The organism is Flavobacterium sp. FPG59 (assembly GCF_002150205.1).
In the GTDB taxonomy this organism is placed as follows: domain Bacteria; phylum Bacteroidota; class Bacteroidia; order Flavobacteriales; family Flavobacteriaceae; genus Flavobacterium.
The window spans coordinates 1-13,200 of sequence record NZ_MTCA01000076.1 but is presented as its reverse complement, the minus strand read 5'-3'; the positions used below and the strand labels follow the sequence as shown (position 1 = coordinate 13,200).

Here is a 13,200-nt window from a genome sequence, read left to right as displayed (position 1 = left end):
ATATAAGACACATAAGGTCATTTAAGATTTCCGAAATTTATTCTCAAAAAACTTAATTTTATTATATCTCTTAACGGTTAAAAAAACTGTTTTACAAGTTCTTTTGAAACATATAAGTCATATTGGCTAGCACAATTGAAACTAAAGCTTACATGACTTATATGTTGAAAAAAAGGACATTTTTTATTCTTACCATCTACAATGAATTGAACTTTTTTACTCTAAAACGGAGTAATCCCCAATACTGATGCTAGTAAAATTCCCGTCAAAACTAGCGTGATTTCCAATCATGGCATTGTCTAAAACTGCATTTTTGATATGCGAATGTGTTTGTACCAAACTGTTTATTACCGTACTATTTACCACATGACAACCATCACCAAGGGAAACATTTGGACCAACAGTAGCATTAACTAACACCACGTTTTTACCAATATAACATGGTGGTATAATAGTTGCGTTTTCTAGTTTTACACTTTCATCAACTAAGGATTCACCATCATTATGTAAAAATCCTAACATTCTAGAATTGGTTTCTACAGTCACGTTTTTGTTACCGCAATCCATCCACTCCTCCACTTTGCCAGGGACAAATTTCATGCCTTTGGCCATCATTTGTTTGATTCCGTCATTGATTTGGTATTCGCCACCGTGAATGATGTTATTGTCAAGTACCAACTGCAATTCGTTTTTAAGTACTGCGATATCTTTAAAATAGTAAATCCCGATAACCGCCAAATCAGATACAAACGTAGCTGGTTTCTCAACCAACTCAACGATTTCATTGTTCGCATTTAATTTTACTACACCAAAAGCTTCTGGTTGGTCAACTTGTTTTACCCAAATTACGCTGTCGGCCTCTTTGTCTAAGTCAAAATCGGCACGAATTAAGGTATCTGCGTAAGCGATTACCGCTGGTCCGCTCAAGGAATCTTTGGCACACATAATGGCATGACCTGTTCCTAAGGCTTCTTTTTGGTAATAAATAGTTCCTTTGGCACCTAGTTTTGTAGCTATAGCCAAAAGTTCTTCTTCCACTTTTTGACCAAAACTTTCATGAATGATAAAAGCTACCTCGTCAATTTGTTGATTTAAAACTCCTGCGATGTCTTCAACCAAACGGTGTACGATTGGTTTGCCCGCAACAGGAATTAATGGTTTAGGAATGGTTAATGTATGTGGGCGAAGGCGTGATCCACGACCCGCCATAGGAACGATTATTTTCATGCTTTATTTATTGAAAGATTAAATGATTGAAAAATTTAATGATTATCACAAATCTTTAAAATTTTTCAATCTTTGAATTATTAAATTTCTTTTACTTTTTAAACGCAAAGTTCACGAAGGATTTCGCAAAGCTCGCAAAGTTTTTCTATTTTATTTAACCACAGATTTAAAAGATTAAACGGATTTTTGACACTTTATATTTGAAATTTCTCGTTTAATAATTTTCTAAAACTGTTAACTGTGACTGATTACTTTGACTTAACACTGCACACTGAATACTGCGACTGTTTACTTCACTCCCGTACTACCAAAACCACCTTCACCTCTTGAAGTTTCTGTCAGTTCCTGAACTACAGTCCACTCGGCGCGTTCGTGTTTTGCGATAACTAATTGCGCTATGCGTTCCCCGTTTTGAATGGTAAAATCTTCATTGGATAAATTTACTAAAATTACTCCAATTTCTCCACGATAATCCGCATCTACAGTTCCGGGTGCGTTTAGTACGGTTACGCCATTTTTTGCGGCTAGTCCGCTACGTGGTCTTACTTGTGCTTCGTAACCAATAGGTAGTTCTATAAAAAGACCTGTTTTTACGATGGTTCTTCCTAATGGTTTTAAGGTAATTGAGTCTGTGATATTGGCTCGTAAATCCATTCCTGCGGAGGCGATGGTTTCATAGCTAGGCAAGTCGTGTTGTGATTTGTTGATGATATTGATATTCATAATGTATTTATTTGAGCTAGTTTTCAGGATCAGATTGTCTTTTTAGGAAGTGCGCTTTTTTAGCCGTGACCGAAGTGGAAAGCCTTTTTTTATAAAATTGTATTTTTTTCGAGGGTGAAAAGAGCGACTGCAAGAAGCTCCTTTTGAGCCGTAGAAAAAAACAATTTTAGGAAAAAGCTTGAAACGAAGGGCGCGATAAGCTCCTAGAAAATTTGATACTACTTGGCTTTACGTTTGAGTATTTGGGTTAATAATTCTTTTTCGTTGTGGTATATAAAATAAAGGAACACGAGCAATAACGGGATTCCTACGAAATAATTCTCACGGAATCCGTAAAATGAAATCGCTGAAAAACCGATTGAAATCAAGAGATACATAAAAATTTTACGGCTGTCATACGGTATGGGGTAATATTTGTTTCCGAAATAATAAGAGATGGTCATCATGCTACCATAAGCGGCTATGGTGGCTATGGCCGAACCGTAATAACTCATGGTTGGGATTAGCAGGTAATTGAGCGCTAGTGTGATGATGGCTCCTACGATTGAGATGTAAGCGCCTACATACGTTTTATCAATGAGTTTGTACCATACGGAAAGGTTGGTGTAAATGCCTAAGAAAAAATTAGCTAGAATAATTAAGGGCACTACTTTCATGGCTTCCCAATAGGACTCGTCCTGAATCATAATTACCTTTAAAACATCGGCAAAAACGATAACGGAGAGTAATATGAACGACCCAAAAATGACAAAATATTTGGTTATGGTAGCGTAAGTTTGTGGTGCATCTTTACTATCAGCATGGCTAAAAAAGAAAGGTTCGATACCTAAGGTGTAAGCAGTACGATACAAGACCATAAATAAACCGAGTTTGTAACATGCGGAATACACTCCTACCTCTGCATCGGCAATGTTTGCTGGCAATAGTTTACCCAATAAAATTTTGTCAAACTGATCGTTGATGGCAAATGCGAGTCCGGCTACCATAATAGGCATTCCGTATTGCATCATTCGTTTCCAAAGCTGGTAATCAAAATGCCATTTTAGTTTTAAATAATCAGGTGACAATACTACAAAAGTGAGCAAACTTGCTACAATATTTGACACAAAAATATAGCCTATTTGATACTCTTCTTGGAATAATGTACTAAAAAAATGACTCGGATTTGACTTTGCGAAATGTGGCAAGTACACTAGGAATAACAAATTGAGCAAAAGATAGACTGTTACGTTTCCTATTTTTATAACGGCATACTGCAACGGTTTTTGTTGTACTCTTAACTTAGAAAAGGGAATGATTACTAGCGCATCTAGTACAAGAACCCAAATGGTATAGGTGATGTATTGAACATCTATATTTGACCATAGGGCTAATTTATTGCGAAACAGTAGCGCTAAAAATAAAAAAGATAAGGAGGTCCAAAAGATAGATACTGAGGCAGTTTCAACAACCGATTTTTTATCATTCTCTTTATTGTAAAACCTAAAAAAAGCGGTTTCCATACCATAGGACAAAACAACATTAAAAATAATAAGCCAAGCAAAAATCATAGACACTTTACCAAACTCTTCTACAGGTAGGTATTTTGTGTACAAGGGTACTAAAAAAAAGCTAAACATCCTGGGAATAACCGTGGCTAGACCGTAAATAGCTGTTTGTTTAAAAAGACTTTTATATAATCCCAAAATGATATGTATATTAAAATTAAAGCAACAAAAATAAGAAATTCTTTGCTGAAATTGCTTTCGGTAGGGTTTTGTTTTGGTCTACCACCCGCTTGATGTATAGCCTTTCTAAAACGGTTCTTATTTAAGCTATTGCTGGATTACCACGTTTTGTGTTTTGTAAAAATACGTTTTGTGATTTAATTTATATTCTAAAACGGCTTGGTTAGGTTCTAGCTTAAATTGGGGTTGGTGTATTGCGGGTGCTTTATTGCCATATTCTTTGGCTGGATCTGCGTCCAAAATAAGATCAGTGGATGCTGCAGTAGCTTTCAAGATTCCTGTGAACGATAACTGTGAAGCACTTTGCAAAGCTGCGTGTTGCTTGTTATAATGAACTGAAATGAGTTGTAAGTTTGCTGACAATGGTTGATCAAACTCTATAAAAAAAGTGTTTTTTTGGACAAATGTTTTTTTTATTTCTTGAGGAAAGTGCGATTGAAAATCTTGATTTGTTCCACAAGAGATAAAACTACATACGAACACTATAAATAGGATATTTACAAAGCTTGTTTTCATACTAATGCGTTTTAGCTTAAACCATCTTCGTTAATAATTTTTAAAAAATGAAAGCCTTTAGGCGCGTATCCTTGATTGTAATAAAACCGATGTGCTGTAAAATTACCCGTAAATGCATCAAGTACAATCATGTTACAGCCTGTTTCTCTGGCTACTGCATCTACATAATCAGTCATTATTTTACCTATTCCTTTTGAACGATGATCTGGATGTACAATAAAATTGTCAATTTCTAAATATTTACCAGACCACAATTTTGTCCCAGACCACAATCCTGAAGTTCCCACACAAACACCGTCTTCATAGACTGCTATTTGCTTGTAGTTGTGCGGAATCATCTCGGTGAGATACGCATCGTATTTTTCTAGGGTAAATGTTGGGTACAAAAAACGCATCACATCAATGTTAGCTAGCATTTCCTGTTTAGTAGTCAGTTCTTTAAGTTCTAATTTCATATTTGCTTTTCAAAAATGTAAAATTAGAGAAAAAGGAATGAGATTAAAAGTCATAATGGGATGAATTTTTTAGAAATCTAATCGAAAATTTTAAAATAAATAAGTGGTATGTATAGCGAAACTCTTGAAACAACAGTTTATAGCTTGCATTCATGGCTAAAATTAATTTTTTTAAAATATTAATTTACAGTGTTTTAAAAAGTATGATTTACGGAATTCACGGAATTCCGATAACAAGTATTTGCATACACAACTCTACAAAGCTAGTTTTACAGGAATTATTGAAACGAGAATTAGTACATACCATTATTCCAATTCAAAATGCTTGGTAAGAACAGCTAAAAGTTACAGTATTATTTTAAACCTTATTTAACAAAAATTGTTCAATAAATGAAAATTAACAACACATTATGCATAGTAGCAATTGCTACTATGCTTTTTTCAAATCTACAAGCACAAACGAATTATAAATTTAGCAAAATATCTGCAAGTTATATTGAAGCGTCTAGTGATCAAAGTATTGGCGATAGGACTAAAGGTTTAGAAATGGAATATTATTTCAATTTAAAAAAACGATATGGTATTTCAATGTCATTAGAACGTAGCTCATTCAAGAATGTACCAGCTGTTTTTTCATACGGTGATGAAAGAACGATAAATATTAATGAAATCAAGAATTATGAAATTTCGTTTAAACAAAACAAAACAATAAGTCAAATCGTTTTTGCTTCTCATTTTTATTTAAATTTAATAAACAAACCAAAGCACTTTCTATATTTTTCAAATGGATTAGGATACAATATTCAAAGAATCACTTACCAAAATTTTACTCAATATACTTTTAATCTCAAAAGTAATGAAGCTGTAATTCAAAATACGGAACCAACGTATATGGTAAAAAACACCGAAACAGTTGTCAATCTATCATCAATAGGTTACGATTATATTTTGCCAAACAATTTCAGTGTTGGAATAAACATTAGAGCACAACTCCCTGTAATAAGAGATAAATATTTCTTTAAAACAGGAGGAGGATATGATGAATTGATAAGACTAGGCTTCAAAGTTGGAAAAAAGTTTTGAATCTAACTTGAAATTAGCAAAACTTAGCTTTTTACTAAAATGTATAATTTAGAATCTTAATTAATTGACGTTTTATTACATAAACAAAGCATGCGATAAAATACAAAATATGAAGTTCCAGGATTTTAATATTAAATAATAATTTATAAATGATGTATAGAACAAAGTCATTCAAGCATGTTTTAATAAAAGTGACAGGTATAGTCCTTTTACTGTTTATATGGTCTTGCATCAAAGACGAAGAAACTAACAAAGTCATTGAACAATCTATAGATCTTCAAATTGAGAATGAAAAATTCAAAATCGTAAATGAATCATTTGTTGTCAATGAAAATTGTAATTCTATTTTCGTTTCAATCATTTATGATAAGGGAAAAAAAGAACCTCATTTTATTTTTGAATTATCGATAACTAAAAAAGGGATCCTTAAAAAAGTAAGTTATACTAGATTTGGCGAAAGTACTAGTCCATTTGACACTCCCGATTTTAACCTTAAAGGACTATTTACTGTTGACAACTTTGTTTATGACGATTCAAGCAAAAATTTAAGTTTTAATTTTTCTGGAGAATTAGTAAAAGTTGAGACAAATACTCCAATGTTGGACGTTCCTCAAAAAAGAAAGAAAATTAACGGAAAAATAATGTCTAACAAAGTAAAAGCAACAACATGTACTAGTTTTACAAGTGATTTACATTTTGAAACAAATAATTTAACTTTTGCTACTAACTTTAACTCTGGATCACATGATCCTAATTTACCCGTAAACCAGTATAATTTTCGGTTTTTTTCAAATAACGGATACCGTGCCATTATTAAATCGAAAATAGATTTGTGGAATTTTGATAAAGGAACCTATACTTTTGACCAAAACACCATAGAAAATAGAATTGATCTTGAGCAGTACACTGGGATTTTTAGAGCCACTCAACTATTATGGATTCGACCCCAAGATTGGAAAAAATTCCAAACAGCTGGCAGTTATACCATTCTTGAGCATACAACTATAAATGACGAAAAAGTAACTAGAGGCGAAATGGACTTGCAAGTTTATGATAATGGCGCTTTGATTCACAATATTACAAATGGTAAATTTGTTGTCACTGATTTTTAACTAAAACATTCTATTGTATTATAAAGCAAAAGGGTTCAACTTGAACTGCCCCCAAAAAGTTAAACCCATTTTAAGCTTTTCAAAAGTTTGTTTCAACTTTCAACAAGATATTATCGTTTCTTTTTACTCACTTTTTCGGCGAGTTGCATCGCATTATAAACATTTAGGACTTTCCCTGATTTAGAGAGTTCAGAAAATTTAGCTTTTTTACCTTCACCGCCTGGGATCAAAACCTCAATGTCATAAGCCGTTCCCGATTCTAGAATAATTTGTTTCACTTCCTTAGCTGTAAGTTTAGGATAATAAGACCAAATCAAAGCCGCTGTTCCAGAAACCATAGGTGCTGCTAGTGAAGTTCCTGAATCATACGCATAACTATTTCCTGAAGTGGTGGTATAAATTTTATCTCCGGGAGCAAATAAATCCACATTTTTTTTACCGTAATTAGAGAATTCAGACACAAAATTACTATCTATTTTTTGAGATATTGAACCTACAGTTATAAAATTTTCTACAACTTCATCTGGGTTTTCGTAATCAACATCACTAGGATAATATGGGTTTTCATCAACATTAAAACTATTATTCCCTGCAGCATGAACCAGCAAAACATCATGCTTTTCGGCATATTTATAAGCGTCTATTACCCATTTCTTATGCAAAGAAAATTCTTTTCCAAATGACATATTGATGACTTTCGCTCCATTATCAACCGCATAATAAATTGCCATTGCAATATCCTTATCGTGTTCATCGCCAGAGTAAGAAATATTTAAAGGCATTATCTTTACCATTTCTAAAATTCCATTAATTCCAAAATCATTATTTCTATTTGCTGCTATAATTCCTGAAACCTTTGTGCAATGATCTTGAATTTTTCTATAACCAACTTTGTTGTTACTAACTAAATTATTACCATACCCTTTTTGTAGATCATAAGCATTGTCCCCTAGAGCTTCACGTTCATTAAAATTTAAGTTCAAATTTTTGTTAACTATCGAATCTACCTGTATTTTAGTCTCTATAATATCTTCTAAAGTATTTTCGTTTAATTCAAATTTTCGCTTCAAAAAACCAACCATTGCTCCTATATCATAGTCCTTATCCTCTCTTCTTTGTCTATACGTTTTATCATTTATTTTATATTTATTGTAAAGACTATCTAATTGTTTATAAGTATAGTCCTCTTTCGGAAAATAATGCTTTAAACTATCTCTAGCTATTGGATAAGTTAAAATACTATATTTTTGATTTTCTAACCAGTTTTTATAATCAGCATTCTGATTATCAAACAATTGCAATGCTCTAAGATATTCTCGATAATCATAAAGTTCATTTGATGCTATCTGATTCTCCTTTTTATCTTTAAATCTAAAATTCCATTCTCTTATGATTCTTACAAATTCAAAATTCCCCCAAACTATGAAACCACCACTTTTAGTACCAGCAAAATTCCAACCGTTTACATCGTCAACATAACCGTTATTGTCATCGTCAATACCATTATTATTTATTTCTTTTGTATTAGTCCAAATTTGACCCAATAAATCTTCATGTTTTAAATCGATTTGGGTATCAATAACGGCTACAATTATATCCTTCTTTTTTGGCTTTTTGGTATTTTGACCAAACCATTTATTTAGAGAAATTCCAGGTATTCCGTCTTGCAAGTAATCTTTCTGAAACCAATTATTTAATGAACCATCTTGCTTTGTGGTGAGTAAATTACTGCTTGTCGTTTTCTCTTGAGAAAAACAGCTTCCAAAATTTGCAATAAAAAGAAAACAAGTAAAATAATAAAGCGGCAATGATTTCATAGTTAAGGTAATTTTAATGGTTCAAATGTATTAAAGTTGAACGATTCCTGTAAATAGAAATGTAAAGTTGTTACTGGAATTCCGTGAATTCCGCTATCTAAAATTCTATCTGCTTTTTTTAAGACCGTTAACTAGCTCTCGTTTTACTTAACTCTTTGATAAAAAAGCTAGGCTTTATTTTATACTTTTTATAAAAAGCAGCCGAAAAGGCTTCAGCAGAATTAAAACCAAACTCACTTGCTAAGGAAGCTATGGTATAATTTTGCAAAACAGGTTGTGCTTGCAATTGCAAAACTGCTTCATTTACCCGAAGCTCATTGATGTATTGAACAAACGTTTTACCTTTTTGTTCATTAATTACCTTAGACAAATATTTAGTGTTGGTGTTGAGTTGTAAAGCCAGTTTTTGAATAGAAATTGTGTTTTCTATAAAGCCTTTATCGTTTTCAAATACTGTTAATTTTTCCAGTAATTCAAGTACAATTTCATCTGATAAACTCTGTTGTACTTGACTTTCTTTAGCATCAGGCTTGGTAAGTTGCGTTTCTAGAACAGTACGATTTTCTTCAATAGATATGGCTGGATTCAGAATTGCTTCAAATCGATTTTGATGTTGTTTTTTTAAGTAAAATTGGTAGCCAATCAATCCTACAACACCCGCAACTAAAAGTACAATCCATATATATGAAGCAGACTGCTTTTTTTCCAAAGATTGTATTAAGGATTCTTTTTCTGCAATTAAGTGCGGGGTATCGTACTCATCGCGCAAAACTTTACTCAAGTGTTTATAATTTTTTTGCAACACACTATCTATTTCCATGTAGGTTGTTAAGTATCTTAGTTGATTCTGTTTATCTCCAGTCTGCTTGTAATACTCAATCAAATAAGAATAACCTCCTACAAATTCCGGTGTAATTTTTTTTCTAACGCGGTACATAGAATCCACTTTTATAAAATTTTTAATCGCTTTTTCTTCATTATCCATACCCGCATAACACTTTCCTAAATAAAAATAAGATGCCAGTATGTTGCCATAGTTTTTATCTGAAACTATTTTAGGTAATACCTTATTTATGCTATCTAAAGCTGCTTTATAGTTTTTCTTTAATACTTGATTTGCACCTTCATTTAAAATAAAATATGAAATATAATATTGGTCATTGGTAACTTTCGACTCTTTGTAACCCAATTTATTATAAAAACTCGTAGAATCTAAATTGTTTAATGATTTGTGAGCATCAGCTAAAGCGAACAAAACATTATGGTATTCAATTGCATAATTAGGAGACCTAACATCTTTCCCTTTATAATAATTAAAACATTCTCTGTAAAGCACAAGAGCTTCTTCCACTTGACCTAATTCTTCAGAGCGAAGCATACCTATCGAATGTTTTATATTAAAGTAAAAATCTAAATTGTTTTTTTTTGCTATCCTTTCAGCGATAAAAAAATTATCAAGTGCTTCAGCAAATCGAAACTGTTTTTTTAGTTCATATCCTTTTTTAGAATAGGACAACGCTGGGAACTTTGTATCATTTGTGTTTTTTGCATAAGCAATTGAATTATCCAACAACTGCATTGCTTTAGCTCCCTCATACATGTGCGCTAACATATAATAACCCCTGGATATATTTATGCGGCTATTGCTAGCGCGTGCTCTTTTTAAATATTCATTCGCATAATACAACTGTTTTTCATCATTACCTTGATTCTTAATGAATGCATTTTTTAAATCCTCATATACTGCACATTTGTTAGAAGTTTTACTTGTCTGCGACCATAAAAAAAAAGGAAACAGTACCAAAAACACTATTTTTAAAAATTGTTGGTTAGTCATTGTAGTTTGGTTTAGCACAAAAGTAAATTATATAAATTAAAACGCTGTAAAAAACTACATTTTAAAGGGTTTTACACGGTATCGATTTTTTCATATTGAAATCATTAAAATTCCGATACCTAAAATTCAATTGGCTTATTTTAAAACTGTTAACTTGCTCTAGTTTTACTCAATTCTTTGATAAAAAAGCTAGGCTTGATTTTATACTTTTTATAAAAAGCAGCAGAAAAGGCTTCCGCCGAATTAAAACCAAACTCACTTGCTAAGGAAGCTATGGTATAATTTTGCAAAATAGGTTGTACTTGTAATTGCAAAACTGCTTCATTTACACGAAGCTCATTGATGTATTGTACAAACGTTTTTCCTTTTTGTTCATTAATAACTTTAGACAAATATTTAGTGTTGGTATTCAACTCCAAAGCCAGTTTCTGAATAGAAATTGTGTTTTCAATAAAGCCTTTATCGTTTTCAAATACTGTTAATTTTTCCAGTAATTCAAGTACAATTTCATTTGATAAACTCTGTTGTACTTGACTTTCTTTAGCATCAGGCGTGGTAAGCTGCGTTTCTAGAACAGTACGATTTTCTTCAATAGATATGGCTGGATTCAGAATTGCTTCAAATCGATTTTGGTGTTGTTTTTTTAAGTAAAATTGATATCCAATCAAGCCAGCAACGCCCACAACTAAAACTAGAATCCATATATAAGAAGCAGACTGCTTTTTTTCCAAAGATTGTATTAAGGCTTCTTTTTCTGCAATTAAGTGCGGGGTATCGTATTCTTTTACTAAAACTTTATTTAATTGCTTATAGTTTTTTTGTAACGTGCTATCGATAGACATTAACTTGCTAACATATTTCAATTGATTTTCTTTATCATTTCTTTCCTTATAGTGGGAAATTAAAAAAGGATAACCGCTAATAAATTCTGGGGTTATTCTTTTCGTTTTACCATACATGGAGTCAACCTTGACGAAATTTTGAATTGCTTTTCCTCGATTTCCACTACCCGCGTGAGCTAAACCTAGATAGTAATATGATGCCAAAACGTTTCCATAATTCTTTTGTTCTATAATTTGAGGCAATGCTTTGTAAATACTATCTAAAGCACTTTTGTAATTTTTCTTCAGTACTTGATTGGCTCCTTCATTTAAAATAAACAATGGCGTATAATGTAAGTCATTGGTGGCTCGTGATTCTTGATAACCTAATCTATTGTAATAGCTTGTAGAATCTAAAGTGTTCAATGACTTATGGGCATCAGCTAAAGCAAACAAAACACTGTGAAATTCTACTGCATAACTGGGAGATCTTACTTCCTTATCCTTCATATAATTGAAACATTCTCTGTAAAGGACAAGTGCTTCTTCAACCTGACCCAACTCTTCAGAGCGTAGTATCCCGATAGAATGCTTTACGTTATAATAAAAATCTAAATTATTTTTTTTTGCTATCCTTTCAGCAATAAAAAAATTATCAAGTGCCTCCTTAAACCGCAATTGTTTTTTTAGTTCATATCCCTTTTTGGAATAGGACACTGCAGGGAATTTTGTATCGTTTGTGTTTTTTGCGTATGAAATTGAATAATCTAAATATTGAATAGCTTTTGATCCCTTAAACAAAAACGACAATAAAAAATAGCCTCTTGAAAGATTAATACAACTATTATTCTTACGAGCCCGTTGTATGTAGGCATTTGCATAGTAAAGCTGTTTTTTATCATTTCCTTGATTCTTAATGAAGGCCTGTTTTAAATCTTCATAAGAATCCGACTTTTGAATCGGCTTACTTGTCTGTGCACACAAAAATAAAGGAAACAGTACCAAAAGCACTATTTTTAAAAATTGTTGGTTAGTCATTGTAGTTTGGTTTAGTACAAAAGTAGATTATCTAAATTAAAATGCTGTAAAAAACTACATTTCTAGGTTATTTGTATTGTCTTGATTTTCATTATTTTAAAAATATAACTTATCGGAATTCCGTGAATTCCGATAACAAGAATTTGCACATCATCAACAACAATCCTAGTTTTGACCTCAGAAATGAAAAACATTAAAAAATAAAACGATAGTCAAAAAATATAAGCTTTACCAAAAAAAGGGAATAATTCAGCTGGTAGGTAACCCTTAAAAAAAATACAGAGCATGGAGTTTATAAAGCTACGATCTCCATTAAAAAATGAGCATAAAAGTTCTCGAGAAACTTTTTAAAAAAAAGGATTTTAAAAAAATAAAAAAATGAATTTACAACCATTTTTAAATCAACTAAATAGTGCTAAAGTAAAAACTATAAAAGAACCGACTTTCACTGCACTTTTCGTGCTTATTGCTGCATCAGTTGGGCTAATTTCTGATTGGGCCAAATTTATGGCTGGACTAATGGGAACACTACCTAACAATCACTAAAAAATGAAACTACCCAAAAACTTTTATTTATTCTTTGGAATTTTATTTACCATAAACTTAATTTATTCCTTAATTGAGATCAGAGACACCTACGAAATATTCTCTTTCCCTGTTAATATTTGGGTATATAGAGCCTACAGATTGTTTATTACTGTAGTATTCATAAAGATATATTTTAAAATGAGAGCCAACGATATGTCAAAACTAAATCAATAAGTATAAGTTCTGTCATCAAGAACCTTAAACATAAAAAATTTGTTTGAAAAGTCTATCTTTTCAGTTCCCACTAGTTTACTAA

General features: G+C 31.9%; 12 protein-coding genes. 4 read left to right on the top strand and 8 right to left on the bottom strand.

Annotated features, from left to right (window positions below):
- Nucleotides 1–216: 216 nt before the first annotated feature.
- The 5 genes from FPG59_RS08665 to FPG59_RS08645 all read right to left on the bottom strand — a co-directional run bounded on the left by FPG59_RS08665 (nucleotide 217) and on the right by FPG59_RS08645 (nucleotide 4,648).
- Entirely contained in the window at nucleotides 217–1,227 is a 1,011-nt protein-coding gene (locus FPG59_RS08665; RefSeq protein ID WP_086454220.1) for a sugar nucleotidyltransferase, read from the bottom strand.
- A 288-nt stretch (nucleotides 1,228–1,515) separates the two neighbouring features.
- Nucleotides 1,516–1,950, bottom strand: coding sequence for a dUTP diphosphatase (gene dut / locus FPG59_RS08660; RefSeq protein ID WP_086454219.1), 435 nt, complete (start codon nucleotides 1,948–1,950; stop codon nucleotides 1,516–1,518).
- 218 nt (nucleotides 1,951–2,168) lie between these two features.
- Nucleotides 2,169–3,635, bottom strand: coding sequence for a lipopolysaccharide biosynthesis protein (locus tag FPG59_RS08655; protein WP_086454218.1), 1,467 nt, complete (start codon nucleotides 3,633–3,635; stop codon nucleotides 2,169–2,171).
- A 129-nt stretch (nucleotides 3,636–3,764) separates the two neighbouring features.
- Entirely contained in the window at nucleotides 3,765–4,193 is a 429-nt protein-coding gene (locus FPG59_RS08650; protein WP_086454217.1) for a hypothetical protein, read from the bottom strand.
- Between the two features lie 11 nt (nucleotides 4,194–4,204).
- Nucleotides 4,205–4,648 (bottom strand): GNAT family N-acetyltransferase, encoded by a 444-nt coding sequence (locus FPG59_RS08645; protein WP_086454216.1) that lies wholly within the window; start codon nucleotides 4,646–4,648, stop codon nucleotides 4,205–4,207.
- Nucleotides 4,649–4,800: 152 nt separating this feature from the next.
- On the opposite strand from FPG59_RS08645, the gene FPG59_RS08640 reads away from it, so the two are divergent.
- From FPG59_RS08640 to FPG59_RS08630, 3 genes are all read left to right on the top strand, one after another.
- A complete protein-coding gene (locus FPG59_RS08640; RefSeq protein WP_086454215.1) occupies nucleotides 4,801–4,980 on the top strand; it encodes a hypothetical protein in 180 nt (59 codons plus the stop codon).
- Between the two features lie 58 nt (nucleotides 4,981–5,038).
- Nucleotides 5,039–5,731, top strand: coding sequence for a hypothetical protein (locus tag FPG59_RS08635; RefSeq protein ID WP_086454214.1), 693 nt, complete (start codon nucleotides 5,039–5,041; stop codon nucleotides 5,729–5,731).
- Between the two features lie 149 nt (nucleotides 5,732–5,880).
- Nucleotides 5,881–6,843, top strand: a complete 963-nt coding sequence (locus FPG59_RS08630) for a hypothetical protein (protein ID WP_086454213.1) — start codon at nucleotides 5,881–5,883, stop codon at nucleotides 6,841–6,843.
- Between the two features lie 110 nt (nucleotides 6,844–6,953).
- Here FPG59_RS08630 and FPG59_RS08625 read toward each other — a convergent pair whose 3' ends face one another.
- From FPG59_RS08625 to FPG59_RS08615, 3 genes are all read right to left on the bottom strand, one after another.
- Entirely contained in the window at nucleotides 6,954–8,660 is a 1,707-nt protein-coding gene (locus tag FPG59_RS08625; RefSeq protein WP_086454212.1) for a S8 family serine peptidase, read from the bottom strand.
- A 127-nt stretch (nucleotides 8,661–8,787) separates the two neighbouring features.
- Nucleotides 8,788–10,497 (bottom strand): AraC family transcriptional regulator, encoded by a 1,710-nt coding sequence (locus FPG59_RS08620; protein ID WP_086454211.1) that lies wholly within the window; start codon nucleotides 10,495–10,497, stop codon nucleotides 8,788–8,790.
- Nucleotides 10,498–10,646: 149 nt separating this feature from the next.
- On the bottom strand, nucleotides 10,647–12,356 hold the full coding sequence (locus FPG59_RS08615) for an AraC family transcriptional regulator (protein ID WP_086454210.1): 1,710 nt from the start codon (nucleotides 12,354–12,356) through the stop codon (nucleotides 10,647–10,649).
- A 378-nt stretch (nucleotides 12,357–12,734) separates the two neighbouring features.
- On the opposite strand from FPG59_RS08615, the gene FPG59_RS16575 reads away from it, so the two are divergent.
- Nucleotides 12,735–12,902, top strand: coding sequence for a hypothetical protein (locus tag FPG59_RS16575; RefSeq protein ID WP_176330721.1), 168 nt, complete (start codon nucleotides 12,735–12,737; stop codon nucleotides 12,900–12,902).
- Nucleotides 12,903–13,200 lie beyond the last annotated feature (298 nt).

What these genes read in the sequence shown, in the direction of transcription:
- FPG59_RS08665 (WP_086454220.1), bottom strand. Translation starts at nt 1,227, where the DNA reads ATGAAAATAATCGTTCCTATGGCGGGTCGTGGATCACGCCTTCGCCCA.
- dut (WP_086454219.1), bottom strand. Translation starts at nt 1,950, where the DNA reads ATGAATATCAATATCATCAACAAATCACAACACGACTTGCCTAGCTAT.
- FPG59_RS08650 (WP_086454217.1), bottom strand. Translation starts at nt 4,193, where the DNA reads ATGAAAACAAGCTTTGTAAATATCCTATTTATAGTGTTCGTATGTAGT.
- FPG59_RS08645 (WP_086454216.1), bottom strand. Translation starts at nt 4,648, where the DNA reads ATGAAATTAGAACTTAAAGAACTGACTACTAAACAGGAAATGCTAGCT.
- FPG59_RS08640 (WP_086454215.1), top strand. Translation starts at nt 4,801, where the DNA reads ATGGCTAAAATTAATTTTTTTAAAATATTAATTTACAGTGTTTTAAAA.
- FPG59_RS08635 (WP_086454214.1), top strand. Translation starts at nt 5,039, where the DNA reads ATGAAAATTAACAACACATTATGCATAGTAGCAATTGCTACTATGCTT.
- FPG59_RS08630 (WP_086454213.1), top strand. Translation starts at nt 5,881, where the DNA reads ATGATGTATAGAACAAAGTCATTCAAGCATGTTTTAATAAAAGTGACA.
- FPG59_RS08625 (WP_086454212.1), bottom strand. Translation starts at nt 8,660, where the DNA reads ATGAAATCATTGCCGCTTTATTATTTTACTTGTTTTCTTTTTATTGCA.
- FPG59_RS08620 (WP_086454211.1), bottom strand. Translation starts at nt 10,497, where the DNA reads ATGACTAACCAACAATTTTTAAAAATAGTGTTTTTGGTACTGTTTCCT.
- FPG59_RS08615 (WP_086454210.1), bottom strand. Translation starts at nt 12,356, where the DNA reads ATGACTAACCAACAATTTTTAAAAATAGTGCTTTTGGTACTGTTTCCT.
- FPG59_RS16575 (WP_176330721.1), top strand. Translation starts at nt 12,735, where the DNA reads ATGAATTTACAACCATTTTTAAATCAACTAAATAGTGCTAAAGTAAAA.